The sequence below is a fragment of the Peribacillus sp. TE19612 genome (assembly GCF_056279465.1).
Genome location: NZ_JBWCCL010000002.1, coordinates 145,037 through 171,032, shown reverse-complemented (window position 1 = coordinate 171,032; position 25,996 = coordinate 145,037). Strand labels below are relative to the sequence as shown.

Below are 25,996 nucleotides of genomic sequence, written 5' to 3'. Positions count from 1 at the left end.
TTAGGTTTTTAAACGTTGACGTTGATTTCCGCTCCAGGACTCGCTTTCCGCGGGCGGTCCGGTAGCCCGTTGGTCTTTAGGTTACGGTTTCCATGATAAATGCCTTGCTTCTCAACGTTCGCAAAAATTATGAGCCACGCTTTAAAGATACCGACCTGTTTGAACAGATTTACTATTGCATCTTAATGAAGGCTTCCGGATTATTTCGCGGAGCTACTATCGTCCCCAACATAAATCCATTACGGTCTCACCGCATGAAACGAATAGGCAAACTTTTTTGTTCAGTATCAGTTGGAAAAGGTTCGGGAAACCTTTTATCTACAAACTGACAGCCTGTACATGTGTAATGTACAGGCTGTTATCATGCGCCGTTACCAATGATTTCGACTTTTTCGACGAACTCCATTTTACGCAGTTTAGTGAGCAGTTCATTAATATCCATCGTCATCCCACCCGTATTTAGGGATAGGGTGACATTTGCACGTCCCTGTAAAGGAATCGTTTGGTGGATGGTCATGATGTTGCAACCGGATGAGGCGACGAGCCGTAAAAGCTCCGATAGAGTACCAGAACGATCTTCAAGATAGAAGAACAGTGTAATCAGCTTTTCCTTAACAACTGTATGAAACGGAAAAACCGTGTCACGGTATTTGTAAAAAGCACTCCTGCTTAGGTCTACTCGCTGTACCGCTTCCCAAACTGATTCCGCTTTTCCCCGTTCAATCATTTCTTTTGCATCCAGCGTTTTTTTCATCGCTTCGGGAAGAACATCCTCTCGAACGAGGAAAAATTTCTGATCGGACTTATTCAAACTCCGCACGCCTCCTTTTGCCTGCCATCATGGTCTCCAATCAATCAACAAATTCAAATTCATATTCAAGGATACGGACGATATCGCCATTTGTCGCACCTTTTTGGCGAAGGCCTTCGTCGACGCCGAATGAACGAAGCTGTCTGGCGAAACGACGTATGGACTCTTCACGGGTGAAGTCAGTCATTTTGAATAGACGCTCGATCTTGAATCCTGATACGGCAAAGCTGCCATCGGGTTCGCGTTCAATGTTAAATTCATCCGACTGTGATGTATGTTTATATAGAACCCGGTGGATTCCAGTATTCTCTTCTTCATGTTCAAGAGGGAACTCAGGGGTCTCTTCGATTTTATCAGCGATTGCATAAAGAAGCTCACGGATCCCTTCACGCGTCACGGCAGAAATCGGGAAGACAGGATAGTCTTCTTCCAGCTTTTCTTTGAAAGCAGCTAAGTTATCTTCTGAGTCCGGCATATCCATTTTACTTGCAACAATGATTTGCGGACGTTCAGTCAAGCGCAGGTTATACTCTTCCAATTCTTTATTGATTGTTTGGTAGTCTTCGTATGGATCCCGGCCTTCGAGACCAGACATATCGATTACATGAACGATTACCCTCGTTCTTTCAATATGGCGCAGGAATTGATGTCCAAGTCCCACTCCTTCTGAAGCACCTTCGATCAAACCAGGTAAATCGGCCATGACGAAGCTGCGGTGATCTTCCGTTTCCACCATTCCGAGGTTCGGTACGATCGTTGTAAAATGATATTCGGCAATTTTAGGCCTTGCTGCGGATACGACAGAAAGCAAAGTGGATTTCCCTACACTTGGGAAACCAACCAAACCGACATCAGCCAACAGTTTCAATTCCATGACGATATCGCGTTCTTGGCCGGGTTCGCCATTCTCCGCGATTTCGGGTGCAGGATTGGCAGGCGTGGCAAAACGGGAATTTCCCCGGCCTCCGCGGCCACCTTTGGCGATAACGGCGCGTTGTCCGTGCTCAACTAAATCAGCAATGACTTCCTTCGTTTTATCATCGATGACAACGGTGCCAGGTGGAACCTTGATGACCATATCTTTTGCAGCCGCACCATGCATGTTTTTGGACATTCCATGTTCTCCGCGAGGTGCCTTAAAGTGACGTTGGTAACGGAAATCCATTAATGTACGCAAGCCCTCTTCCACTTCAAATACGACATTGGCCCCATTACCGCCATCTCCGCCAGCTGGTCCGCCTTTAGGTATGAATTTCTCACGACGATAAGCAACTATCCCGTTACCACCGTCTCCGCCTTTTACATAGACTTTCGTTTGATCGACAAACATGCTATCACTTCCTTGTTTTCTGCAAGTCAATTCTTGCTGTATACTTCTCTAAAAGTTAATATCCATCTTAAAAAATATTTCATCCTCATTACATTCAAGAATTTCAATTGATTGCTCGGCCGTTAATGAACTTTCCAAAAACTCGATCACTGGGGATTGATCAATGAACCTGCCTTGCATATGAAATGTACAGTGCATATCGCTCACTTCTTTTTTACACATAGAAACAGCCAGTATATTTTCAAAAAACGGATCCAGGTTTTTATCCAGAATCTTGAAGAAATCGTTTGTCCAGCGATACATCAGCCCGTCCATCTCGGTTGAGCCTTCAAAAACATCAATGATTTCATATTCGCAATAAAATGATCCATTATTCCAATTCGACGTCAATAGCATCTCGGTGAACTTGGGTAAATTCAAACTGGAAAGTCGTGCTTCATTCTGGGTTTCAACAATGATTTCATCAATGATGCCCTTGACACGATCAATTCTGTTCAACTCCAGATTCCCTTTGATGATTTGAATTTTATTCAGCCAGTCATGCCTGGTTTGACGCAGAGTTTCAATAGTCGTCCAATTTTTATCCATTATTAACACCTTCAATTATGATAAAGAAACTTTTTTCAGCTCTATCATGTTGAATACTTCCATTTGTACAGTATATCAAAAAAACAACAAACAGGAAATGAAGCTCGATTCACATGCCTTCACATGAAAGCCCCCGTCCAAAAAATACAGCCGCACACCCTGAGTTCTTTGGACGATGGTAGAGCCATTTGAACTAAAAAAGAGAATGGGCCTTATTTATGCACCAATTGGAGATATTATAGTTGAATTGAAGTGTCTATTTGGTTTAACCAAATCGGATGGATGAATAATCTTGGATTTACCCCCTGAAAGTTTAAGAAAGCCCGCCTATTGGCGAGCCTTTTGTAAGTCAGAGGTTGTTTCCTTATACTAATGACTAAAGTCTCCTGCAAAATGCTGGTTCATTCCTATAGTATAAATAAAGGGCCGGACCCCTTCATCACTATATAGCATACCATTATTAAAAATGACGCGGTATATAGTGTCTTGTAGAAGGAATCAGACCCTTTTGAGTCAGCCTCTGTTCAAAGATGCCAATTATGCTTCTTGTGCAACTGGATATACGCTTACTTTTTTACGGTCACGTCCGAAACGTTCGAATTTAACAACACCGTCTACTTTAGCGTATAGAGTATCGTCTCCACCACGGCCTACGTTCTCACCAGGATAGATTTTTGTTCCGCGTTGACGGTAAAGGATAGAACCACCAGATACGAATTGACCATCTGCACGTTTAGCGCCAAGACGCTTGGAGATTGAGTCACGTCCGTTCTTTGTAGAACCTACTCCTTTTTTCGAAGCGAAGAACTGAAGATCTAATCTTAACATTTGTTCCACCTCCTATTGGTTGAGGATAATTTTCATGTATTTACCATAATCACGTTCGATGGTTTGCAGCGATATGAGCATTCCGTTCAAAAGCAGCTGAACCTTCTCTTCCGATTCCGGCGAAAGATTCCCCGGAATGGCGCAGCGAAGATAGCCACCTTCTCTCCCTTGCTCAATCTCAGGCTCTACGTCCGTTAAGGACATGATGGCATTGACTGCCCCGAAGGAAACAGCCGATACACCTGCACAAACGATATCAGAACCTTTTTTAGCAAAATTAGCATGTCCGCTTAAGGTGAACGAAGCAATCCGTTCCTGCGGAGCATCAAATACAACTTTGATCATCTTAGAATCAGCCCTTACGCGTTGATTGCTTCGATAACAACTTTAGTGTATGGTTGACGATGACCTTGTTTTTTACGATTGTTTTTCTTCGCTTTGTATTTGAAAACAGTGATTTTCTTTTGCTTGCCTTGTTTTTCGACAGTACCTGTTACAGTAGCGCCTTCAACTAGTGGAGCACCGACTTTCACGTCTTCGCCACCTACGAATAAAACTTTGTCAAATGTAACAGTTTCGCCTGCTTCTGCGTTTAATTTTTCAATGTAAACCGCTTCGCCAGCTGCTACTTTAATTTGTTTACCGCCAGTTTCGATAATTGCGTACATACTTGCACCTCCTTAAATGTCTCAGACTCGCCAATCACAGGCGTTTTACCAAAAAGGCAAAAGCTTAAAACCTGATGTTGAGCGGTTGTAGCACGGGTGCTACAAACATAACATTAAAATCCTATCATGAAACAGGAAAGGCTGTCAATATATTTATAACAATTCCCGCTCTTCAATCGAAAGCCTGCCCGATTTCCTGAATGCTTCCGAATCGCTTGATGGAATAGGCATTCGTCAAACCTGGGATAAAAGACAGGAATAACTTTTTAGCGATCAATTCCTCCAATGCCGGCCGATATGATTCCTTTTCACCAAGCAGCACGTCCGCCACCGCTTTACTTACCTCCACCCATACCGCTTCATCATCCGTCTTCCTGTGTTCCAGCAGTTCACGTTCCAACCGGAAGGCCACCGTTTCCGGGCTCTCGATTTTACCGCTTCCACTGCACACAGGGCAAGGCACCGTCGTCATTTCACTTAAAGACGGGGAGGTTCGCTTTCTCGTCATTTGTAAAATGCCCAGTTCCGTAAAACCGATGACCTGGATTCGCTTCTCATCCCTCACCGCTTCCTTTTTGACGATTTCGATGATTTCCTGATTATGCCGGGACTGGTCCATATTGATGAAATCTATCAGGATGATTCCGCTGATATTCCTCAATCTCAGTTGACGGGCGACCTCTTTCGCCGCAGCCTGATTAACCGCAAACAATGTTGCTTCCTTCTCCACCTTGCCGGTGAACTTACCTGAATTGACATCGATTACGGTGAAAGCTTCCGTTTCTTCAAAAATTAAATATCCGCCATTATCAAGCCAAACGATTTTCTTGGCCATTTTCTCAACTTGCGCTTCCACATTCCATTCGGAAAAAATATTCCTGGTACCCGATACATGTGATATTTCCCACTCCTTACGGTTTTCCTGTATCCACTTTTTCAACTCGCGATAGGCCTCGAAGTCATCGATGGCAAGTTCCCCGGTCGCCGTTCCCGACATTTCGGAAATGATCATATCAAGGTAAGCGTCCCTCTCATAGAGAAGGGACGGGGCCTTTAGGGATGCAGCCTTGACTTCAAGCCCTTTATGGAGCTCCCGCAATCCAGTTAACCTGTCAAGGAAAACCGATTCACTTTCGTTCTCCATCGAGGTGCGGACAATCAATCCCTCATCAGGATTTTTATGCCGCATGGCCGTTTCCCGCCATTGCTTCTGAAGATCGTCGTTTTTGAATTTCTTTGAAACACCAACATAATCTATTCCATGTATGTATACGAGGGACTCCGTTGAAAACTCGATCAGCCCTGTCAATTTAGCTCCTTTTGTTCCCGTTTCATCCCGAGTCACCTGAACTAGCAGCTTTTCTCCCTGACGGACAAATTGACCGATGGATGCTTTCCCATCACTTTTTTTTGTAAGCTGGAAGGAGGGAATCTCGTCACGGTGTAAAAAACCATTCTTCTCTGCACCATAATCAATGAAGACGGCATCCATTCCCGGCAGCACCTTCGTAACCTTCCCAAGATATATATTACCGACCGTACTGCGCTTTTGAGGCGGCATGATTTCAAGTTTACGTAAAACGCCATTCTCAAGGACGGCCACTCTTTTTTCGCGTGAAGCTAGGTTCGCGATCATTTTTTTCATCAAAAAAAATCCTCTCCTCAATTTGAAGAAAGGATAACATATTTAATAAGAATATAATAGGTCGCCGATTTTCCCGTTCGTCATTTTCTCCGAAAAATAGGCGTGAAGGATTTCCGTTTCATCCAATGAGCCGCTCTCTTTCCCGTTTTTCATGATGATGACGGGGTGTTTACAGCCGCGTTGAAACAGTTCCAGCACTTTATAAATCGGTTCTTGTGAATCCACCGATATCGGCTTCAGTTTCGCCAAATCATTCGTATGCCCGTAATGGCGCTGCAGAAGAAAGCGGATGAACGCGTAATACCTCTGCCGCCATTCCATGACGAGTGAGAGACTTATGAAAAAGATGATGAGCCAGATGTTCAAATTGAGCGGATCCAGTATGATCCAGGTCAAAAAAGCCAGGACAGCGAATACTGCAGAAAAGTGAAGGGTATGTTTCTGCGCTTCCAAAAAGGTGCAGTATAGGGAAATACCGATGAATAGCAAGCGTCCCCCGTCCAAGGGCCAAATTGGCAGCAGGTTAAAAATAAGCAGCATGAGATTCATATACAAAAAGGGCTGGTACAGCTCATATGGGATAATAGTGAAGAAATAGAGCAAAAAAGCTGCACCAATGAGCCAAACATGTTGAAGCGGACCGGCAAGCACCACCGCCAAATCCTCCTTCAAACTCTTATTTCCATATTCCTCAGTCTCGACAGCCCCGCCAAAAGGAAGCAGCTGGATTGACTTTATCCGCCATTTGAAGTGCTGCGCACAGACGGCATGCCCCATCTCATGTATGAAGACGATGAGCAACAGCATCATCACTTCAACAAAATGGGCTGTGAGGATGGCGATGCCAATGACAAACCACAGTGTCGGGTGCACCCTGATTTTAAACAGTAACTTCCCATATTCACTCAAAGGAAATCACCTTTTTAGGATCGACGAAAGCATCATTTTCTTTTATCGCTAAATAAAATCTGCCCTTGGATCCATCTTCACTTAGTGTAACCTGTCCGACTTCATTGCCCTTTTTAACGAACTCATACAATTTCACATCAATTTCTTTCAGCTGCCCATACCAAGATTCAGTTTTATTGGCATGCTGAATGACTACCGTCTTTCCGATCCCCTCCTTTTCACCGGCAAAAATGACTACCCCTTCATTAACGGCCTCGACCTTTGAGCCTTTGCTCGTTTCCAATATGATTCCCTCACCGTTCGTCTCGAAGTTTTGGGTAATTTTCGCAGAAGCTGGCATTGCATATTCTTCATTCGAATCAACAGTTTCCGTATTGGCTTCATTCGGTAAAAAAGCGATTGGTTTACCAAACGCACTTTCGTACCAATTGGAGATTGAAGCGAACTGAAATTCCTTGTTCATGTTCTCCATGACAAAACTCCTGGCAGGGTCAAGCCGCACAGAAGGGTGTTTGAACATCACCGCGACAATCAGGAACAGGCATACACTGGCAAGGACTTTAAAGAAAAAATATTCTTTCTTGAAGAGCGGATGGTCTTTTTCGGAATACCCGTTATATGAATCAATCCCATATGGTTCCTCATTGTTGATCTCCGTCCAACTACTGCTTCCTGCAGGTTTATCATTAAACTTGCGTCTCTTGGCGATACGATTGCGGATATCTTTCCTGCGATCATCCATTCCAGACTTCCCCCCCAGCTCATGTCAAAGCGCTATAATACAACGTATGAGCAACTTGTCCAGACTATGACGGAGAAAAGATATTCTTTCTGCACATCCTGAAAAATTTTTTCCAATGAAAAATCATCCGGAAACTAATGAATTTCCAAGGTGATTTCTGTATCGATTCAGAAAATCTAATAATTGAGATTGATATTGTTCCCCGAAATTTGTTATAATAAAGTGGTTTTAACATTATTGAGGGGGAACATTTTTTTATGTCAATCGAAATAGGCAGCAAAGTACAAGGTAAAGTAACAGGTATCACTAATTTTGGAGCATTCGTAGAATTACCAGGAGGCTCAACAGGTCTTGTGCATATCAGTGAGGTAGCAGATAGCTATGTAAAAGACGTAAATGACCATCTTAAAGTAGGCGACCAAATTGAAGTAAAAGTGATTAGTGAGAAAGACGGAAAAACTGCCTTGTCCATCAAAAAGGCTATAGATAGACCCGAAGGGCAAACCTCTTCTTATACCAAACGCCCACCACGCCAAGGGGATAGCCGTTCTAAAGATTTTCGTTCAAAAGGTAATTTCCAACCAAAGGAAAATTTCGAAGATAAAATGGTGCGCTTTTTAAAGACTAGCGAAGAAAATTTATCGACTCTTAAACGCAGCACTGAATCAAAACGCGGCGGCAGAGGCGGAAGACGCGGATAACCCGCTGCATTTTAGCATATAGAACAGGCAAGCCGGGATACGGCTTGTCTTTTTTATTTTCATGAAGTTCCGTGCAAAAAAAAGCGAGGGCATCAAATGCTCCCCGCTTCTTGACAAAAAGAATATAGATTTACCGCACGCTAAAGAATTTTTTCAACTTGGACATGAAGCCCTTTGGTTCGCTGCCAATTGGAGTCAAGGGCACAGATTCACCAAGGATCCTTCTGGCAATGTTCCGATAGGCAAGCGAGACTCTATTGTCCGGATTATAGGCAATGGGTTCCTTTTTATTAGCTGCCACAATGACCTGGTCATCATCAGGAATGACGCCGATCAAATCAATCTTAAGAAAATCGGCAACTCCATCGATATCCATTTCTTCATCCTCATGAAGCAAATGGCCGCGTATCCGGTTGATGATCAATTGAGGCGGTTCAATATGCTCTTCTTTTTCAAGCAGGCCAATAATACGGTCAGCATCCCTTACAGCCGGTCTCTCTGCCGTCGTAACGATAATTGCCTTGTCTGCCCCAGCTATGGCATTCCTGAAACCCTGTTCGATGCCTGCAGGGCAATCAATGATGACATAATCATAGTCAGGCTTCATATCGCTTATGAGTTTCCTCATCTGCTCTTCATTCACCACTGTTTTATCACTATTTTGCGGAGCAGGAAGCAAATAAAGCAAATCCTCGAAATGTTTATCCTTAATGAGCGCCTGGTGTATCTTGCAGCGCCCTTCGACCACATCGACCAAATCATAGATGATGCGATTCTCCAATCCCATGATCACATCCAAATTCCGAAGACCAATATCCGTATCAATCAAGCAAACCTTCTTGCCTAGAAGAGCTAAAGATGTTCCTAAATTGGCGGAGGTGGTCGTTTTCCCGACACCACCCTTACCGGATGTTATAACTATTGCCTCTCCCACGATTAGAGACCCCCTTCTAATCTATTTAAATTAGGTCTATATTTCTTTAAAACTTGCAGTTTTTCTATAATGATATTTTCTTCTTCATCCATGAAGGCACATTCCAAGTCATGTCCCCATTTTGTATATTGATCAGGAGATAGATTCACTTGTCCGGCAATGCGCAGCTGGGCAGGCTTCATGACAGAGGCAGCTATGATGGCCTCATTATTCCCTTTATATCCGGCATGGGCTATTCCCTTTAGCTGTCCCATGATATATATGTTGCCACCCGCACGAACCGTTCCGTCGGGATTGACATCCCCAATTAACAGTAAGTCACCGGGAACTTCAAAAACCTGTCCCGACCTTATCACCTTGGTCACGGTAGTCACTTGGTTTTCATCTTTCCATCGTTTCGCTTCATCCTTCGTCAGGACATTCGAAATTATCTCATCCACGAAAAGCTTCTTCTTTTTATGGATGACCTCTTTAATCTTTTCTTCTTGTTGTTCATCAAGATAGCGGTTCCCTGTATGTACTTTTACGGAAATGGACGGGTCATTTTCTTGAAACTGATAGTTTGCCGAAAGCTTCACTTCTAACTCTTTCAATAATTCGGAAAATGAGCAAGAATCATCGAGATGAAGCATAAACCCGTCTTTTGTTCCCTTAATCATGACATTTTGCTGAATTCTTTTATTCATGACGTTTGTTTCACCTCAATGAAATATAATTCGACATAGGAAAACAAATTTCCTTTTTCTACGTACACGGAAAAGAGAAAATACATTTCCCACCTGCTTCTTAAGACACAGGAACGTTATTCCGATTCTCCTTGCAAATCAAGCTTTTCAATCATTCTCTTTAAAGGATAGCAGCTGATGATAATGAATGTGAGATTCAATAATAATGTCGGAATCAATCTCCGTTCCGCAAATTCACCAAATCCCATATCTGCAAACGATAGGATAATATTCATCTGAAAGATGACAACCTCTAAAACTGCCGTGAATAAAAGCGCCGTAAGGCAGGCAATCAAAATATTATTTTGCAGGATTTTCATGCTTTTCGATATCAGATAGGCAAGAAAAGGCAGCAGGAACATGTAAATTCCAAGGATTTCCGTATATACGACATCATAAGTCAACCCAAGAATCGCCCCATAAAGCATACCCATTTTCCTGGACCCGTACATGGTCAGGAAAAAAACGAATATCATCATGAAATGGGGAACGAGGATTTTATCGGCCCCGAATGCATCTCCAGCGAACATCTGGGCGAAGATGCTTTCAAAAACAAAAAAAACCAAGGCTATGAAAGAAAGGATGAAATATCTCACTCAGCTTCATCCTCCCCTTCACTTTCTTTCGGTACACCGTCCACTTCACGCTGAACGACCATTACATTATTAATATCATAAAAATCCGTCGAAGGTTCGATATATGCAGTCTGGTTCAATCCATATTGATCCACTTTGACATCGACAACTTTCCCGATCAGCAGACCTTTCGGAAAGATTCCTCCATAACCGGATGTGATGACCAATGAATTTTTCTTGATCTTTTTATCATATGGAATCCGCTTCATCAGCAAAAGGTTCTTCTTATCATCGAACCCTTCAATCAAGCCATATGCTTTATCATCACCTTGAACGATGGCTGAGACACGGTTGGCTTTATCGATCGAACTTAAAAGTTGAACCGAGGCCGTGAAATCCGTCGCTGATTTCACCTTACCGACTAACCCATTGGACGTGATGACTGCCATGTTTTTTTCTACCCCATTACGCTTCCCTTTATTGATCGTCAGCATTTCATGCCAGCGGTCGGGATTACGTCCGATGACAGTCGCCTGAGTGGGCGAATACTTCCGCAGGTCATCTTCTTTTTTGAGGTTGTCGCGAAGTTCTTCATTTTCTTCCTTTAAATCTTGGACTTGGGTTTTCAATAATACATATTCATCCAAGCGGGCTTTCAATTTTTTGTTTTCATCGTATGTATGTTGAAGGTCTTTTAAGCCCCCTACAAAACCTGTTATACCCGATACTGGCTTATTAAACACATTTCCGACCCAGCCTGTCGTATCTTTCAGGAATTGCTCCGGCCAGGTCAACTCTTCTCTCTCCCTTAATGAAAAACCGATCAATGCCACGAGAACGATAATACTAACGAGCAAGAGAAGGAGCTTTTTATTAAAAAACTGTGGCATGGTGATTACACCTCTATCTAAAATTTACTCTATGGTTTTAAAATTACACTATGGATTTAATGAAACAGCAAAACATAAGAAAACCGGCTCAAAATTGCACCTTTTGTTGAGCCGGCCCTATTTGAGAAGTAATGCTTATCGCGAATCTCTTGATTTAGTCTTGAATAAATGAATGTGGTCCAGCGCTTTTCCCGTTCCGATCGCAACACAATCCAGCGGATTTTCAGCGATGATCACCGGCATTTGCGTTTCTTCACTGATGACTTTATCCAAATTGCGCAGCAAAGCACCCCCGCCTGTCAGTACAATGCCTCTGTCCATGATGTCAGCGGCTAATTCAGGTGGTGTTTTCTCTAAAGTGTTTTTCACGGAATCCACAATTGCAGAAACGGTGTCGCTTAATGCTTTGGATATTTCCTCAGCTGTAATTTCGATCGTTTTCGGTAATCCAGTCAATAGGTCACGGCCGCGAATTTCCATGTTTTCGACGCCTTCGGTGTCTCCAGCAGACCCAATTTCCATTTTGATCGCTTCAGCAGTACGCTCACCGATCATCAAATTGTAGTTCTTACGGATGTAAACGATAATGGCATCATCCATTTCGTCACCGGCAATACGGATCGATTGGCTTGTAACGATTCCGCCAAGGGAAATGATGGCCACTTCCGTCGTTCCTCCGCCGATATCAACGACCATGCTGCCTGTAGGCTCCCAAACGGGAAGGTCCGCACCGATCGCTGCTGCAAACGGTTCTTCGATAGGATATGCGTCACGGGCTCCAGCTTGTCTTGCTGCATCGATGACTGCACGCTGCTCGACTGCCGTAATTCCAGAAGGCACACAAATCATGACATATGGCTTGTTGCCGAATACGCCCTTCTTTTGAGCTTCCTTCATATAGTACTTCATCATGGTAGCCGTCGTTTCATAATCGGCAATTACTCCGTCCTTCATCGGGCGCAGGGCAACCACGTTACCAGGTGTACGGCCGATCATGTTTTTCGCATCGTTTCCGACTGCAACGATTTGCTTTGTATCTGTTTGCACCGCTACAACCGATGGTTCACGTACTGCGATGCCTTTTCCCTTCACATATACAAGCGTATTCGCCGTTCCTAAATCAATCCCTATATCTCTTGCTCCAATTCCAAACATTATGGTATCTCCCTTTCGTAAACAAAAATGCCTTTTTATAAGTTCAAATAATAATTTGTCGTTTTTTGACAATAAGAGTTTTGAAAAAGTTTCCTCTTTTAAAAATCATAAACAATATTATATCGTATCGTCAAAAATTTTGATAGTGTCATAAATAACCTTTTTCCTTCAAGCTAACATATTTATGTTCCCCGATGATGATATGGTCCAATACTTCAATCCCGATTATTTTACCACATTCGACTAACCTTTTCGTCACTTCAATATCTTCTCTGCTGGGAGAGGGGTCTCCGGAGGGGTGGTTATGAAGACAAATGATAGAGGCAGCTGACCTTTTGAAAGCCTCTTTAAAGACCTCGCGCGGATGCACGATCGAGGCATTGAGGCTCCCGATGAATACCGTAGTTTTTTGTAGCACTTGATTTTTCGTATTTAAATAGAGACAGACGAAATGTTCCTGTGATAAAAACCGCATTTCCTCCATGCAATAATTAGCTCCATCTTCAGGAGATCGAATCACATAACGGTCTTGGTCATTCAAATTGTTAATTCTCCTGCCAAGTTCGACAGAGGCCAGGATTTGTATCGCTTTTGCTTCACCAATCCCTTTAATCACGGTCAGTTCTTCCACTGAGGCTTCTTTTAACAGGCGCAGGCCCTTGAAGGAATTGATAAGTCTGCCGGATAGTTGCAGGACTGATTCTTCCCTTGATCCTGTCCTCAATAGCAAAGCAAGCAATTCCTGATTGGAAAGACTTTGCGGCCCGTCCTGGAGAAACCTTTCGCGCGGCCTCTCTTCTTTCGGGTAATCCCGTATCAACATTTTTTCGCTCAAAAGATCAACCCTTCCTTAGAAAAGGGAAGATGCCAGAGGAAATCAGATTATCCTAACTCTTCCTGCATCGCTTTAAGTTCCCGGGCCAGCCTTGAGACCGGAAGCCCGACGACTGAGAAATAGTCCCCTTTGATTTGTTTGACAAGAAGAGATCCGTATCCTTGAATCCCATAGCCGCCAGCTTTGTCAAAAGGTTCCCCGCTATCCAGATATCGTTCGATTTCAGCTTCTGGCAGCTCCCAAAATGTCACTTCCGTTTTTTCTGCGAATACTCTGCGATGCTTGCCGAACAGGATGACGACACCTGTGTATACTTCATGTGTCCGTCCTGATAACATTTCCAGCATTCTTTTTCCGTCCGCCCTGCTTACCGGCTTACCCAAGATCTCACCATCAAGGACTACAACGGTATCAGAGCCGATTACCCAGCTATCCTGAAATTTTGCTGCGATGGCTTCCGCTTTACGGGATGCCAGTTCTTTCACCGCTGCATCAGGACACATGTTTTCATCAATACTTTCATCAACATTGGAATTCATGCTTTCAAAGGGGATTTGAAGAAATTGCAGAAGTTCTTTACGACGTGGTGATGAAGAAGCTAAAATCAATGGCTGCATAATATAAAAGTCACCTTTCTTTACATAGGGAGATACATATCTATCCTATCAAATAATGGTGCAATCCACAATTATTGTTTACTAGGAATCGACAAATGCCTGTAAGTATTTCCCGGAAAATAAAAAAGGTGTCACAGATGGTTTCATATTGGGAGGCTTGTCCCATTAGGCAGCCCCCCTTTTTTTCTTTACTTTTGGTAATTCAATAAAAAATTCAGAAGACTTTCTTGAGCCTGGAATAGCTTTTCTTCATTTTTGGAAGTCTCATATTCATCAATCGACTTTGCCGCAGCAGTCAGGTCATCGTTCATCTTTGAAAACGCCGGCGATAATTTCCCCGCCTTCAGTTCATCCATGTTTTTTTTCAGGGTTTCCCCGTTTACCGTCCCTGCCTTTCCGCGAAGCTTTGTTGCGGATGTTTCTGCCAACGAAGCATATACTGCCTTCATCTTGTCGAGGGTTTTTTCATCTTCTTGGCTTGTCCCGGCCGCTTCAAAATTGATTTCCTTCCAATATACATCCACATCATATGACTTTAAGAACAAGGCCAGTTCTTTACTTGCAGCTAGACTCTCTGCCGATCCCAGAAATAGATAATAGCTTTCTTCCAATTTGAAGATTTCAGCAGGAACCTGCTTTTCAATGATTTTCTTTTGAATTTGCCTTGCCGCATCCTCGCTGCTGAATACTCCTCCCTGTACAAGGAATGTCTTCAGCTGGTTTCCCGGTTCAGTCACTGCCGCTTTTTTATCTTCAACGGTGGCTTCAGTTGGAATCGGGGTCTCGACCGAAGATACTTCGGCTTTTTCCTTTGTAATCGTTTTAACGGCGATCAAGCCAAGAATCGACCCAAAAAACACAGCACAAATGACTGCGATCATGAATGTCTTGATCGGTCTTTTATCCGAGCCTTTCAGTGACCCGGTACCAAAACCGATGAGCTTCGGCATTTTCTTCTTTGGCGGTGTGGGTACCAATACAATCTTGCTTTCATTTGAATCCTCAGGGAGTATCCATTCGAAACTCTCATCAGTTTGTTCCTGTTCCTGCTCCTTACTCGCCGCCTCTTGACTTTCAATTTTTTTATCGGCAAATACTTTTTCTTCCCCATTTATTTTAATCGTTACACCCTTGCTTTGTTCCGGCTTGCCCAATTTTTTTCCTCCCCTCCAGATCATTTTTTTCATCCTAACATAGAGGTAAAAAAAAATAACAAGACTTTTGTCGTCTTGTCATTAATAGGTTTCGTCAAATTTCCCTATTCATATATGGGTAACAAAAAAGGAATTCCAGGTACTGGTACTATTGCTTCATGAAACCATTCCATATCACTCTCACCAATTACATACATCCCTCTATCATTTCATAATCTCTTGCCTCCAAATGGGGATGGTTCCCTACTGAGCCATTGTACAGGTGATTTTTGACAAATTCCTCTTGGATCAGGATGGTCCTTTAAGCTCATCTTAAAAATGTTACATACCAATGTAATAGCGAATCGCCCCAAAAATAAGCAGTCAATGTCCCAAAAACGATATACGGTCCGAAAGCAATAAGGGTTTTCTTTTTTAAGATTCCGGTCAGCAACCCGATGATGCCAAGCAATGCCCCATAAAAGCACGCAAAAAGCAACGATAACAGCACCATTTTCATTCCCAATACGAAGCCAATCACTGCAAACAGCTTGATATCACCGCCACCCATGCCACCCTTACTCACGACCGCGATTGATAACAGCAGGCTAAAACCAACCGCTGCCCCGACAATTGAATCCCACCAGGGCGTCAGTGGAAATGAGACTCTTAAAACAATAAAAATCACTATAAAGAAAAGCAGTATTTTATCGGGTATGAGCATATAGGCGACATCAGTCACGAAGATGATCATAAATAATGAAATCAATATCCAGCCAACCAACAGTTCGCCCGACCAGCCAAGGAATATCGGAGCAGAGGCAAACAAAACACCGGTCAGCATTTCCACGGCCGGATAAAGGGGGGATATCCTTGCTTTACAGCCCCGGCATTTACCGACTTGCAACATATAAGAAATAACCGGTATCAACTCGAAGAATGTCAATGTACGCCCGCAAGAAGGGCAGGCGGAGCGACGATTCGCGAATGAATGACCAGCTGGAACACTTAAACCGACAACGTTAAAGAATGAGCCTAAAATTAAGCCCAATACGAAGAGATAGATATGGATAGCCATCATTTATACAAAGTGCATGAGGATTCGATTGCCTTTCTTTGAAACCCTGATATAAAAGTCCCTTCCGCTATGTAATTAACCATTGGGTTCTTCATGCTCATCCCTCCCGTCATTTTATTAAGCAGATCCCACTATTCAACATTCATATGGAATGCAATATATAAACATATTTTAACAAATAAACTAGGTGATTTGTTATCAATCACTCTATTGGAGTTTTTTCTTTTCAAGAAGCTCTGTTAACAAGAGAAAAGGACCTTTGAATACATATCTTTCACCAAATCATAAATGAAAGTGAAGTCAATGACAGCCTCAATTTCACGAAAACAATAAAGACTTTTGGCAAAGGGGTTCTCTATAAAAGTTAAAACAAAGTTGATTGGAGCGGGTGTTCGAGACTCCTGCGGGAAAAGCGAGTCCAGAGGAGACCCCGCAGGCGCAAAGGCGCCGAGGGCTGACCGCCCGCGGAAAGCGAGTGCCTTACGTTCCAATCAACGTTTAAATTGCACAAACCCCCTACTGTAGGCAAACCGCTTTTGCTTTGGTTTCCATGATAAAATGCCTCATTACGGTAATGCACATCCTTTAGGCATCTTCTCTGATTAGGAACTCCCTCACAAGTGAAAGGAAATGAAGGGACCCTGTAATGACAAGAATCTCTTTATCCCCCGTTTTCCTTCTGCCTTCCGTTATCGCCGCCTGCCAATCCTTATTTATACTTTTATTTGGATGACTGCATTTTTCATAAAGCGTTTTCGCATCCGCCGCCCGTTCGTGGTCGAATTCGGTAATGATGATTTCCATCGCCCCCGTTTCCAGTCCATGAAGCATCTCGGAATAGTTTTTATCTTTAAATGAACTGAATACGAATCGGTACTTATAGCCGGGGTAATGCACTTTTAGCGTTTCCTTCAGTACGTCGATGCCAGCAGGATTATGTGCACCATCAATGATCACCAATGGCTCATCCGATATTTTTTCAAAGCGTCCATCCCATTTCGCTGCCCCTATTCCTTCAAGGATGCTTTTTTCATCGATATTTTCCATTCCTACAATGACTGCAGCAATGGCCAGTGCCGCATTCTCCATTTGATGACGGCCCAGCATCTGCATTTCCACATTTTCGATTGACCTGTCGGCAAGCGAAAATGAGAAACTTTGCCCACGTTCACTTTGCTTCATATCGCTAACACGAAATTCTTTACCCAATTGGTAATAAGGTACGCCTAGAGCTGACGCCTTTTCTTCAATTACTTTTGCTGGTTCCCCGGCTGTGACTCCGCTGATGATCGGCGCCCCGCTTTTTATGATGCCTGCCTTCTCAAAAGCAATTTCCCCAAGTGTGTTACCCAGGATGTTCGTATGTTCCAAAGAGATCGAGGTAATGATCGAAAGAAACGGCTGGATGACATTCGTTGTATCAAGCCTGCCTCCCAAACCGGTTTCCATCAAAACCAAATCGACTTCCTTTTTGCTAAAATAAGAGAATGCCATGGCAGTCAAAATTTCGAACTGAGTGGGACCATTCCCCTTACTGTCCATCTCATGGATGATCGGCCAAAGCTTCCGGAAGACATCGATGAAATCCTGATCACTGATTTCATCCTCATTCACCTTCAGCTGTTCATTCATCCGTATTAAATAAGGAGATGTGAAGGAAGCGACCCGAATCCCTTGGGCAAGCAGAATTTCTTTAATATATTGCAGTGTCGATCCTTTCCCGTTGGACCCTGCAATGTGAATATACTTTAGCTCCTTGTGCGGGTCGCCTAATTCAGTTAACAAAGTTTCCATCCGTGACAGGCCAAAATTCATGCCCAATTGAACTTGGCGCCGTTCAAAAAATTGATTGATTTCTTTCATGGTTGTAACCATTATCGTGAAGCCTCCTCTTTCTTTATACCGCTCTTATGCGTTAAGATTATTTTATCAATATATGAACGATTAACCTAGATGAAAGGTAGTGTTTTACCATGAAACCTTCAGATTTCCGCTGTTGGATTGTCGTCAACGGCTATTTACAGCATGATAAGTTTTCCAGTTTAGCTTTGTTCATTAAAGAGGCGGCTGAAAGAAAAGATATCATGGCAACCCTTATCCGCAATTCAGATCTCATGCCCATAATCGAAAAAGGAGTGCCGCTGCTTAAAGGAACCTTTGATAAGCTGCCGGATTTTGTTCTGTTCATGGATAAAGACATTCATTTGGCGCGCCATTTGGAATTGCTCGGCATCCCCGTATATAACAGCAGTGCAGCAATCGATATATGCGACAGCAAAGCAAAAACACATCAAGCCTTAACAGGGCATGGGATACCGATGCCGAAAACCATATTTCCCCCTTTTACGTACGAAGGGATTGAAAGGGTCAATATGGATGCTTTTATCCAAATCGGCAATGAACTCGGGTATCCTCTTATCGTTAAGGAAGCTTACGGTTCTTTTGGGGAACAAGTATATTTAATCCAAACAGAGGATGAGTTACTAAAGACGATCCGTGATCTTGGCCACAAACCATTTATCATCCAGGAATTCATCGAGCACAGTAAAGGTCGGGATATTCGCGTGAATGTCGTGGGCAATCAAGTCATAGCAGCGATGCAACGTCATTCCGAGCAGGACTTCCGAGCTAATATGACTGCCGGGGGGCAGGCTGCACCATATATCCCCACCAGTGAAGAAGCACAACTTGCCATTCGATGTGCGCAAATTCTGGGTGCCGACTTCGCTGGCGTCGATTTGCTGTTTGGTGAAGAAGGTCCGCTTTTGTGCGAAGTGAATTCAAATTCGCATTTATTGAACATTTATGAATGTACAGGCATCAACATCGCCGATAGCATGTTCGATCATATCTTGAAAGAATTAGGAAAAGGAAGTGCATCTGATGAAAAAACAAGCAGGCTGGTTGATTTATAACCGTGAGGATGCCTTGAAAAATAAAGGATACATAGATTGGATGCTTGACGAAGCCAGTAAGCTTGATCTTGATTTACACTTTCACTTTCGGGAAGACCTTAGGATCGGTCATCGTTTCAACAAGTTATATGTTGAACATGAGATGCAGCCAATTTCATTGCCGGACTTTGCCATCGTCCGGACCATCGATCCTTTTTTTACAAAGCAACTTGAGCAATTGGGGATTGCTTGCTTTAACTCCTCCTTCGTATCGGAAATCGCGAATGACAAAGCAAAGACGCATCAATATTTGTCCTCGCTGGGGATTCCAATGGCCGATACCGTTTATTGTAACGGAAAGCCGAGTGCCAATGACATGGAGCTCCCTTTCATTGCTAAAGAAACTAGCGGCCGCGGCGGGAAACAAGTATTTCTAATCGAGCATGCCGATGATCTTGCCCAACTGAATGATGGGAATTGGATAGTCCAAAAACCTGGCTTATTCGGTAGGGATATCCGCGTTTTTGTGGTTGGTAATAAAGTGAAGGCTGCTGTACTCAGGGAATCCGCTTCCAGTTTCAAGGCAAATTATACGCTGGGCGGATCGGCTTCGCTATATGAGCTGACTGCAGCTGAATTAGCCCTTGTTGAAAGAGTAATGAGGTCATTTGATTTCGGCCTGGTCGGTATCGATTTCATATTTGCCGAAGATGGCAGCCTCATGCTGAACGAAATTGAGGATGTCGTCGGGAGCCGGACACTAAGTGCACTAAGTGATATGAATATCGTATGGGAGTACCTTACATTCATAAAAGAAAGCATATCCTCTTCTTAAATAGCTTTTAAACAGAAAAAGGATGAACCGGCTTCAAGCTGGTTCATCCTTTTGTTTTACAGTTGTTTCAGTTCGCTGATCCTGTGGATTACAGAGTCGCGTTTTTCGCTATAGTCTTTTTCCTTGGCACGTTCTTCTTCGATGACGCTTGCCGGCGCCTTTTTAACGAAGCCCTCGTTGCCTAATTTCTTCTGTACACGCTCAACTTCTTTATTAAGTTTGTCGAGTTCTTTTTCAAGACGTTTCACTTCTTCGTCAATATTGATCAGTCCTGTAAGCGGAAGGATTAGTTCTACACCAGTTACGACAGCTGTCATGGCTTGAGCAGGCTCTTCGACTTCGATTCCGATCGTCAATTGTTCAGGATTACAGAAACGCTCGATATAGCTGCTGTTTTTCTGTAATGTCGCTAAGATGGCCTCATCTTTCGCTTTTAAAATCAAATTGATTTTTTTGCTTAGCGGTGTGTTCACCTCAGCACGGATATTACGGACGGAGCGGATGATTTCAACAAGCAGCTTCATTTCCTCGGCTGCAGCTGTATCTGTCAACTCTTCATTCACTTCCGGCCAAGCGGCAACAGTGATGGACTCACCTTGATGCGGTAGGTTCTGCCAGATTTCTTCGGTAATGAACGGCATGAACGGGTGTAACAATCTCATTGTATTATCCAGTACATACGCCAAGATCGAGCGCGTCGTTTTCTTAGCCGCTTCGTCTTCTCCATATAGCGGAAGCTTCGCCATTTCAATATACCAGTCACAGAAGTCATCCCAAATGAAGTTGTATAGCACACGGCCCACTTCACCAAACTCATAACGGTCCGCAAGTCTGGTTACGTTGGAAATCGTTTCATTCAAACGCGTCAAGATCCACTTATCGGCCACAGACTTCTCACCACTTAAATCGATTTCGTCATACGTCATGCCATTCATGTTCATCAAAGCAAAACGGGATGCGTTCCAAATCTTATTGGAGAAATTCCAAACTGCTTCGACTTTTTCCGTACTATAACGGAGGTCCTGGCCTGGCGAGCTGCCCGTAGATAAGAAGTAACGCAGGGAATCGGCACCGTATTGATCGATGACATCCATCGGATCGACACCATTGCCAAGCGATTTACTCATCTTGCGCCCCTGTTCGTCACGAACCAGACCGTGGATCAGCACATCTTCAAATGGTCGTTCACCTGTGAACTCAAGAGCTTGGAAAATCATCCTCGATACCCAGAAGAAAATAATATCATAGCCTGTCACAAGTGCCCCGGTTGGATAGTAACGTTGGAAATCGACACTGTCCTTGTCAGGCCAGCCCATAGTCGAGAACGGCCATAATGCCGAGCTGAACCATGTATCAAGGACATCTGTATCTTGTTCCCAGTTTTCAGCGTCCGCAGGCTCTTCATGACCTACATACACTTCACCTGTTTCTTTATGGTACCAGGCGGGAATCCGGTGACCCCACCAAAGCTGACGGGAAATGCACCAGTCGCGGATATTTTCCATCCAATGCAGGTACGTTTTCTCGAAACGGTCCGGTACGAAATGAACTTTTTCCTCATCGGTTCCTTTTTGAAGCTCAACGGAAGCATCAGCCAGCGGCTGCATTTTAACGAACCATTGCGTCGAAAGATATGGTTCAACAACAGCACCGCTTCTCTCTGAATGGCCTACTGAGTGAAGGTGATCTTCGATTTTGAAGAGTACTCCTTCTTCCTGAAGGTCCTTGACGATTTGCTTACGGCATTCAAAACGGTCCATGCCTTCATATTTACCGGCCTTTTCATTCATCGAGCCATCTTCATGCATGACAAGGATGCGCTCCAAATCGTGACGGTTCCCGATTTCGAAGTCATTCGGGTCATGAGCAGGAGTAATTTTGACCGCGCCTGAACCGAATTCCATATCGACATAATCATCACCGACAATCGGGATTTCCCGGCCTGTAATTGGCAAGCGGACCTTTTTGCCGATCAAGTGTTTATAACGGTCATCTTCAGGGTGTACAGCAACAGCAGTATCGCCAAGCATCGTTTCTGGACGGGTGGTGGCAATTTCAATTTCACCCGATCCGTCAACCAATGGATATTTCATATGGTAAAATGCGCCCTGCACATCTTTGTAAATAACCTCGATATCGGATAACGCCGTTTTCGTTGATGGATCCCAGTTGATGATGTATTCGCCGCGATAAATCAAGCCCTTGTTATAAAGCGAAACGAACACTTCGCGTACTGCTTTTGAAAGCCCTTCATCCAGAGTGAAACGTTCACGTGTATAATCAAGTCCAAGACCTAGCTTTGACCATTGTTCACGGATATGGCTCGCATATTCCTCTTTCCATTTCCATGTCTCTTCCACGAATTTTTCACGCCCAAGGTCATAACGGCTCACGCCATCCGCACGAAGTTTCTGTTCTACTTTCGCTTGAGTGGCGATACCGGCATGGTCCATGCCTGGTAACCATAAAACATCATAGCCCTGCATCCTTTTCATGCGTGTCAATATATCTTGAAGTGTCGTATCCCAAGCGTGGCCAAGATGCAGCTTACCTGTAACGTTAGGCGGCGGGATGACAATCGTATATGGTTCTTTTTTATCGTCACCTGTCGTTTCGAAAAACTTTCCATCAAGCCACCATTTGTAGCGGCCTTTCTCTATCGTCTGCGGATCATATTTAGTCGGCATTGAAATTTGGTTCTCTTCCATATCATTTCCTCCTTTTGGGCATAAAAAAAACTTCCATCATCACAAAAGGACGAAGGAAGTTGTTCGCGGTGCCACCTTTTTTCCGAAAAAGAAAAAAATCCCTTTCGGCTCTCAAATCGGATAACGGCTCTTCACCGGCCTTCGCTACTAAGAAGTTCACGAAGACTGCTCGCGGACGACTTCGGATGCTGCTGCCTGGAAACCTCGCACCAATTTGGTTTCCTCTCTGAAAAGTGCATTTCATCTTACTATTTCCGGTCTTTGCATTGATTTATATTCATATGTAAAAACATTGAATGCATATAGTATATAGTACAAAAAACATGGGGCTCCAGTCAATCATCTTTTCGCTTACTTTCTCAGGAATCATCCCATTTGATGCATTCATGTTCATTTTCTTTATTTTATCCTCCAGGAACAGTGAATGTGACGGCTGTTTCACCTTTTTCACTGCCCACCCATAGAATATAAGAAGTCCTAAAAAGGAAGGTAATAATATGAAGCGAAGATATACTCCCTATACTTTACCGCCTTGGGTGAAAAAATTCCGCGGTGTCTGCCAGCAGTTCATCGTCCCCTTTATCGTATTCCAAGGATTACGTACGCTGATTTTCCCGACTTTCTTCGATATGCTCCTGCTTATCGCGTTTATTTTCCTGGCCATGTCTTTGTATTTCGAATGGATTTAATTATTCCCTTACAGCAAAAAAATATACATGACTGGAGATGATCCAATCATGTATATTTAGCTTGGGGGTGATTGTTCTTCTTTGGCAGCCTCGGCAGCGGCCTTTTTCTTCTGTTCGATTTCTTCGATTCTCATCACCATATATTCAATATTTTTCAATAGCCAAAATTGCCGCTGCAGTTGAGTAACATTATCAAGCTCTGAACGATGGCCCCTGCCATCGGAATAACCCTTCACTAATTCCAAAGCTGATCCAGGGAATGCCAGATAACTTTGCATGAGCAGTAATTCTTCTTCTTTTAACGGAAAATAACGAAAATAGTTATATAGCCAGTCAACACAGTCATCGCATTGGACAGGATAGGTCCTGGCCGATTTAACGAGAAATGGCAGTAAATCGAAATGCGGCGGAGCCGTATTCGAATTCTCAAAATTGATGAAGTAGCCATATCCCCGCTCATCATAAACGAAATGCTTCAAAGAAACCTTTCCGTGCGTTACCACGGTTCGAACCTTTTCACTATCCTTCGTTTTTTCATACCAGGTTTCAAACTTCTTGATCGAGTACTTCAGCGCCTGTGAAATATCAGTGTAGAAAGAACAAACCGTCAGTTCGAATGGAGACATATACCACTTCTTTTCACAGCTGACAATATACTCTTCTATAAATTCCTTTTCGTTATTCCAGGCATCAAGCGTCCGCTCATAATGGGCTTCCCGTTCCTCAATATCCACTTGTATTTCCTTAACGGAAAGTGTATGCATCCGAGCAAGCTCCCTGAACAATTGCTTATGCTTTTCATCGCGCTCCCCGTCCCTTTCATCATTGAGCCAGGGCATCAGGTAATACAAACGTCCATTATGAAGAACGGCGTAACGCTGATCCATCGTTTGATAAATGGGAACGATTCGATTATAGCCGCGATGATACAGTTTTTGAACATTTTTGATAAAATCAATGCCGTTATGCGGTAACATGGATTTCAAGGCAAATGTACCGCGATCACTGTATACTTTTTTTACACGCCCAAAGTCCTCAATATATTGTACATACATGGCATATTCCTTCAATACGGTCTCCGTGTCCCGATCCCGATTGGCAGGCTGCTGATTCTCGTTTTCCCTCACGAGACTCACTCACTTTCTCTAAAAAAACTAAACAATCCGATTCCTCTAGCATTTAAAAAACAGGAGCAGAGCATATGCCCTGCTCTCTGTCCCGGTCAATTCTTATACGCAACCGCCTTCGGTATATAAATGACTTGCCCTTCATGGACGTTCTGATTCGACTCCAATTCATTGCTGAAAAGTATCGATTGAACCGTAACATCATATCGCTGAGCCAAGTCATCAAGCGTTTCCCCTTGCTGAACAATGCAAACCTTCATCCTTACCAGTTCTTCTTCTTGTTTCCGTCCGAATAAATCCATGATGGAAAGCTGCTTTTCATCCTGATCGGCCATTTCTTTTTCATCACGTTCCGCTGCTTGTTTCCTGCCTTTGAAATTCTTACCCTCCTTAGCCGGAGGCGCAGGCCTTTCCCTCTTTTTGAATAGATCGCTTATGGACGAATTGGATTCCTCTTCCTGCTCCACCTTCACATTCTCATTAAGGATAGGACCCGCTGCAACGGCATCGTCTTCCTGCCGGATGACATCCTCGGTTTCTACATTTGAAACTGGGCTACTTTGATGATTGGTTGCTTGACTTGGTTCTTCTTCTATAAATGTCACTCTAGGAATCTCCAAGGAATCCTGCCTGCTTGGTTCTTCCTCCAATTTTGCCTCTCCCATGAAAGGTACCTTTTCCGTGGAGTCAGGCGGATCACCAATTACTTCTTCCTCTACAGCTTCGACTTCTTCCTGTCTATGCACTTCCGTTTCCCATTCCTCCTCTTCAGGATATGGTGAAACGGGAATTTCAAAAACGGGAGCATTATGCTGATCGCTTAAATAAATCGGTTCCTCTTCTTCTTCTTCATTTGCTTCAGAAACCCGTTTTGACTCTGCAGTAAAAGGCGCGTATAACTCTTCTTCCTCCTCATCACGGAAAACGGGCTGAAAATCCGGGATTGGCGGCACTGCAGCTGCATAAGGAATATATGACTCATTTTCCCCATCCGTTTCTTCCTGATCCTCCGTTTCCCCAACTTCCTGCTCAGTATCAAACCGTTCTTCCACATATGAATCATTATAGATTCCGGTTATCAAAAGGTCCGCCTGCAATTTCAGGCAGTTATGCTCTGGCATGGCATAGTCAAAGCTTTGAATCGAGACATCGACCTCATCCAAAGAGGCAATCCGATTATTCGGAATCGTTATATCAACCGGAAAACGGTGTGTGAACTCATTAAGTCCATTGGGATGCCTCTCGACCTTTTGAACCGCTTTTGGCAAAAAGGTCTGCGAAAACTCCTCTTCTTCACCATTTTGCGAGTCTTTGTATTCACCGCTTAAATCTAACGAGCCTCGTATAAAAACATATTGATCACTTTCTTGAATCGACACATTTGGATCAAGGGAAATCGAGTATAGCTCAGCCACTTCCTGTCCCTTCTGGAACCAAACGGATTCCTCTAAAGAAAATCGTAAATACGATTCATTTTCTTGCGACAAGACAACTCCTCCTTTCAGCTTCATGAAACGGTACCTATACCAATATCAATCTATGAAGACAGGAAGCTGTTTATTCCTTAATTTCATTTGCA

General features: G+C 43.5%; 26 protein-coding genes and 2 other annotated features. Of the genes, 4 read left to right on the top strand and 22 right to left on the bottom strand.

Annotated elements, in window-relative coordinates:
• Window positions 1-361: 361 nt before the first annotated feature.
• The 9 genes from ACZ9AO_RS04155 to ACZ9AO_RS04115 form a co-directional block, all read right to left on the bottom strand.
• The gene (locus ACZ9AO_RS04155; protein ID WP_034308837.1) at window positions 362-811 is read right to left on the bottom strand and encodes an ACT domain-containing protein; all 450 of its coding nucleotides are present in this window, start codon (window positions 809-811) and stop codon (window positions 362-364) included.
• 40 nt (window positions 812-851) lie between these two features.
• Complete coding sequence (obgE, locus tag ACZ9AO_RS04150) at window positions 852-2,141, bottom strand: GTPase ObgE (RefSeq protein WP_048688961.1); 1,290 nt, start codon at window positions 2,139-2,141, stop codon at window positions 852-854.
• A gap of 48 nt (window positions 2,142-2,189) precedes the next feature.
• Entirely contained in the window at window positions 2,190-2,729 is a 540-nt protein-coding gene (locus tag ACZ9AO_RS04145) for a Spo0B domain-containing protein (protein WP_054400099.1), read from the bottom strand.
• 537 nt (window positions 2,730-3,266) lie between these two features.
• Entirely contained in the window at window positions 3,267-3,557 is a 291-nt protein-coding gene (gene rpmA, locus ACZ9AO_RS04140) for a 50S ribosomal protein L27 (RefSeq protein WP_048688955.1), read from the bottom strand.
• A 12-nt stretch (window positions 3,558-3,569) separates the two neighbouring features.
• Window positions 3,570-3,902, bottom strand: a complete 333-nt coding sequence (locus ACZ9AO_RS04135) for a ribosomal-processing cysteine protease Prp (RefSeq protein ID WP_048688952.1) — start codon at window positions 3,900-3,902, stop codon at window positions 3,570-3,572.
• A 14-nt stretch (window positions 3,903-3,916) separates the two neighbouring features.
• Window positions 3,917-4,225 (bottom strand): 50S ribosomal protein L21, encoded by a 309-nt coding sequence (gene rplU / locus ACZ9AO_RS04130; RefSeq protein ID WP_034308849.1) that lies wholly within the window; start codon window positions 4,223-4,225, stop codon window positions 3,917-3,919.
• Window positions 4,226-4,238: 13 nt separating this feature from the next.
• Window positions 4,239-4,322, bottom strand: a sequence feature (ribosomal protein L21 leader region).
• Between the two features lie 75 nt (window positions 4,323-4,397).
• The gene (locus ACZ9AO_RS04125; RefSeq protein ID WP_476108641.1) at window positions 4,398-5,870 is read right to left on the bottom strand and encodes an Rne/Rng family ribonuclease; all 1,473 of its coding nucleotides are present in this window, start codon (window positions 5,868-5,870) and stop codon (window positions 4,398-4,400) included.
• Window positions 5,871-5,912: 42 nt separating this feature from the next.
• Window positions 5,913-6,779 carry a M50 family metallopeptidase gene (locus ACZ9AO_RS04120; RefSeq protein ID WP_134782366.1) on the bottom strand — a complete coding sequence of 289 codons (867 nt, stop codon included), beginning with the start codon at window positions 6,777-6,779 and terminating at the stop codon, window positions 5,913-5,915.
• Window positions 6,772-7,521 carry a peptidoglycan DD-metalloendopeptidase family protein gene (locus tag ACZ9AO_RS04115; RefSeq protein WP_476108528.1) on the bottom strand — a complete coding sequence of 250 codons (750 nt, stop codon included), beginning with the start codon at window positions 7,519-7,521 and terminating at the stop codon, window positions 6,772-6,774. The genes ACZ9AO_RS04120 and ACZ9AO_RS04115 overlap by 8 nt, the downstream gene beginning before the upstream one ends.
• 257 nt (window positions 7,522-7,778) lie before the next feature.
• On the opposite strand from ACZ9AO_RS04115, the gene ACZ9AO_RS04110 reads away from it, so the two are divergent.
• The gene (locus ACZ9AO_RS04110; RefSeq protein WP_034308861.1) at window positions 7,779-8,222 is read left to right on the top strand and encodes a S1 domain-containing RNA-binding protein; all 444 of its coding nucleotides are present in this window, start codon (window positions 7,779-7,781) and stop codon (window positions 8,220-8,222) included.
• 130 nt (window positions 8,223-8,352) lie between these two features.
• On the opposite strand, the gene minD is transcribed toward ACZ9AO_RS04110, so the two are convergent.
• From minD to ACZ9AO_RS04060, 10 genes are all read right to left on the bottom strand, one after another.
• The gene (gene minD / locus ACZ9AO_RS04105; RefSeq protein WP_034308862.1) at window positions 8,353-9,156 is read right to left on the bottom strand and encodes a septum site-determining protein MinD; all 804 of its coding nucleotides are present in this window, start codon (window positions 9,154-9,156) and stop codon (window positions 8,353-8,355) included.
• Between the two features lie 2 nt (window positions 9,157-9,158).
• The gene (gene minC, locus ACZ9AO_RS04100) at window positions 9,159-9,842 is read right to left on the bottom strand and encodes a septum site-determining protein MinC (protein WP_048688939.1); all 684 of its coding nucleotides are present in this window, start codon (window positions 9,840-9,842) and stop codon (window positions 9,159-9,161) included.
• Between the two features lie 116 nt (window positions 9,843-9,958).
• Complete coding sequence (mreD, locus tag ACZ9AO_RS04095; RefSeq protein ID WP_476108527.1) at window positions 9,959-10,477, bottom strand: rod shape-determining protein MreD; 519 nt, start codon at window positions 10,475-10,477, stop codon at window positions 9,959-9,961.
• On the bottom strand, window positions 10,474-11,346 hold the full coding sequence (mreC, locus tag ACZ9AO_RS04090) for a rod shape-determining protein MreC (RefSeq protein WP_034308869.1): 873 nt from the start codon (window positions 11,344-11,346) through the stop codon (window positions 10,474-10,476). The genes mreD and mreC overlap by 4 nt, the downstream gene beginning before the upstream one ends.
• A 135-nt stretch (window positions 11,347-11,481) precedes the next feature.
• Window positions 11,482-12,501, bottom strand: a complete 1,020-nt coding sequence (locus ACZ9AO_RS04085) for a rod shape-determining protein (protein WP_034308871.1) — start codon at window positions 12,499-12,501, stop codon at window positions 11,482-11,484.
• Between the two features lie 148 nt (window positions 12,502-12,649).
• The gene (gene radC / locus ACZ9AO_RS04080) at window positions 12,650-13,324 is read right to left on the bottom strand and encodes a RadC family protein (RefSeq protein WP_053537324.1); all 675 of its coding nucleotides are present in this window, start codon (window positions 13,322-13,324) and stop codon (window positions 12,650-12,652) included.
• A 59-nt stretch (window positions 13,325-13,383) separates the two neighbouring features.
• Window positions 13,384-13,953: a Maf family protein gene (locus ACZ9AO_RS04075; protein WP_048688933.1), complete on the bottom strand. Its 570-nt coding sequence runs from the start codon at window positions 13,951-13,953 to the stop codon at window positions 13,384-13,386.
• A gap of 188 nt (window positions 13,954-14,141) precedes the next feature.
• Window positions 14,142-15,107, bottom strand: a complete 966-nt coding sequence (locus ACZ9AO_RS04070; RefSeq protein WP_251539737.1) for a hypothetical protein — start codon at window positions 15,105-15,107, stop codon at window positions 14,142-14,144.
• Window positions 15,108-15,414: 307 nt separating this feature from the next.
• Window positions 15,415-16,167, bottom strand: a complete 753-nt coding sequence (locus tag ACZ9AO_RS04065; RefSeq protein ID WP_476108526.1) for a prepilin peptidase — start codon at window positions 16,165-16,167, stop codon at window positions 15,415-15,417.
• Between the two features lie 582 nt (window positions 16,168-16,749).
• Window positions 16,750-18,039, bottom strand: coding sequence for a bifunctional folylpolyglutamate synthase/dihydrofolate synthase (locus ACZ9AO_RS04060; RefSeq protein WP_476108525.1), 1,290 nt, complete (start codon window positions 18,037-18,039; stop codon window positions 16,750-16,752).
• Window positions 18,040-18,137: 98 nt separating this feature from the next.
• Between ACZ9AO_RS04060 and ACZ9AO_RS04055 the strand changes: the two genes are divergently transcribed.
• Window positions 18,138-19,079, top strand: a complete 942-nt coding sequence (locus ACZ9AO_RS04055) for an ATP-grasp domain-containing protein (RefSeq protein WP_476108524.1) — start codon at window positions 18,138-18,140, stop codon at window positions 19,077-19,079.
• Complete coding sequence (locus ACZ9AO_RS04050; RefSeq protein WP_476108523.1) at window positions 19,048-19,893, top strand: ATP-grasp domain-containing protein; 846 nt, start codon at window positions 19,048-19,050, stop codon at window positions 19,891-19,893. Before ACZ9AO_RS04055 ends, ACZ9AO_RS04050 begins: the two co-directional genes overlap by 32 nt.
• A gap of 56 nt (window positions 19,894-19,949) precedes the next feature.
• Here the strand turns inward: ACZ9AO_RS04050 and ACZ9AO_RS04045 are convergent, their stop codons facing one another.
• On the bottom strand, window positions 19,950-22,601 hold the full coding sequence (locus ACZ9AO_RS04045) for a valine--tRNA ligase (protein WP_034308891.1): 2,652 nt from the start codon (window positions 22,599-22,601) through the stop codon (window positions 19,950-19,952).
• A gap of 42 nt (window positions 22,602-22,643) precedes the next feature.
• Window positions 22,644-22,872: a binding site (T-box leader), on the bottom strand.
• Window positions 22,873-23,098: 226 nt separating this feature from the next.
• On the opposite strand from ACZ9AO_RS04045, the gene ACZ9AO_RS04040 reads away from it, so the two are divergent.
• Entirely contained in the window at window positions 23,099-23,290 is a 192-nt protein-coding gene (locus ACZ9AO_RS04040) for a hypothetical protein (protein WP_034308896.1), read from the top strand.
• A 56-nt stretch (window positions 23,291-23,346) separates the two neighbouring features.
• Here the strand turns inward: ACZ9AO_RS04040 and ysxE are convergent, their stop codons facing one another.
• A complete protein-coding gene (ysxE, locus tag ACZ9AO_RS04035; protein WP_226990545.1) occupies window positions 23,347-24,417 on the bottom strand; it encodes a spore coat protein YsxE in 1,071 nt (356 codons plus the stop codon).
• A 95-nt stretch (window positions 24,418-24,512) separates the two neighbouring features.
• On the bottom strand, window positions 24,513-25,904 hold the full coding sequence (gene spoVID / locus ACZ9AO_RS04030; protein ID WP_476108522.1) for a stage VI sporulation protein D: 1,392 nt from the start codon (window positions 25,902-25,904) through the stop codon (window positions 24,513-24,515).
• Window positions 25,905-25,996 lie beyond the last annotated feature (92 nt).

Bases quoted from the DNA above. Each gene is read 5' to 3' on its own strand.
- ACZ9AO_RS04065 (WP_476108526.1), bottom strand. From the start codon at position 16,167: ATGATGGCTATCCATATCTATCTCTTCGTATTGGGCTTAATTTTAGGC.
- ACZ9AO_RS04040 (WP_034308896.1), top strand. From the start codon at position 23,099: ATGAAGCGAAGATATACTCCCTATACTTTACCGCCTTGGGTGAAAAAA.
- ACZ9AO_RS04135 (WP_048688952.1), bottom strand. From the start codon at position 3,902: ATGATCAAAGTTGTATTTGATGCTCCGCAGGAACGGATTGCTTCGTTC.
- ACZ9AO_RS04055 (WP_476108524.1), top strand. From the start codon at position 18,138: ATGAAACCTTCAGATTTCCGCTGTTGGATTGTCGTCAACGGCTATTTA.
- ACZ9AO_RS04075 (WP_048688933.1), bottom strand. From the start codon at position 13,953: ATGCAGCCATTGATTTTAGCTTCTTCATCACCACGTCGTAAAGAACTT.
- rplU (WP_034308849.1), bottom strand. From the start codon at position 4,225: ATGTACGCAATTATCGAAACTGGCGGTAAACAAATTAAAGTAGCAGCT.
- ACZ9AO_RS04115 (WP_476108528.1), bottom strand. From the start codon at position 7,521: ATGGATGATCGCAGGAAAGATATCCGCAATCGTATCGCCAAGAGACGC.
- ACZ9AO_RS04045 (WP_034308891.1), bottom strand. From the start codon at position 22,601: ATGGAAGAGAACCAAATTTCAATGCCGACTAAATATGATCCGCAGACG.
- ACZ9AO_RS04125 (WP_476108641.1), bottom strand. From the start codon at position 5,870: ATGAAAAAAATGATCGCGAACCTAGCTTCACGCGAAAAAAGAGTGGCC.
- minC (WP_048688939.1), bottom strand. From the start codon at position 9,842: ATGAATAAAAGAATTCAGCAAAATGTCATGATTAAGGGAACAAAAGAC.
- obgE (WP_048688961.1), bottom strand. From the start codon at position 2,141: ATGTTTGTCGATCAAACGAAAGTCTATGTAAAAGGCGGAGACGGTGGT.
- ACZ9AO_RS04050 (WP_476108523.1), top strand. From the start codon at position 19,048: ATGAAAAAACAAGCAGGCTGGTTGATTTATAACCGTGAGGATGCCTTG.
- radC (WP_053537324.1), bottom strand. From the start codon at position 13,324: ATGTTGATACGGGATTACCCGAAAGAAGAGAGGCCGCGCGAAAGGTTT.
- mreC (WP_034308869.1), bottom strand. From the start codon at position 11,346: ATGCCACAGTTTTTTAATAAAAAGCTCCTTCTCTTGCTCGTTAGTATT.
- ACZ9AO_RS04085 (WP_034308871.1), bottom strand. From the start codon at position 12,501: ATGTTTGGAATTGGAGCAAGAGATATAGGGATTGATTTAGGAACGGCG.
- ACZ9AO_RS04110 (WP_034308861.1), top strand. From the start codon at position 7,779: ATGTCAATCGAAATAGGCAGCAAAGTACAAGGTAAAGTAACAGGTATC.
- ACZ9AO_RS04060 (WP_476108525.1), bottom strand. From the start codon at position 18,039: ATGGTTACAACCATGAAAGAAATCAATCAATTTTTTGAACGGCGCCAA.
- ACZ9AO_RS04145 (WP_054400099.1), bottom strand. From the start codon at position 2,729: ATGGATAAAAATTGGACGACTATTGAAACTCTGCGTCAAACCAGGCAT.
- rpmA (WP_048688955.1), bottom strand. From the start codon at position 3,557: ATGTTAAGATTAGATCTTCAGTTCTTCGCTTCGAAAAAAGGAGTAGGT.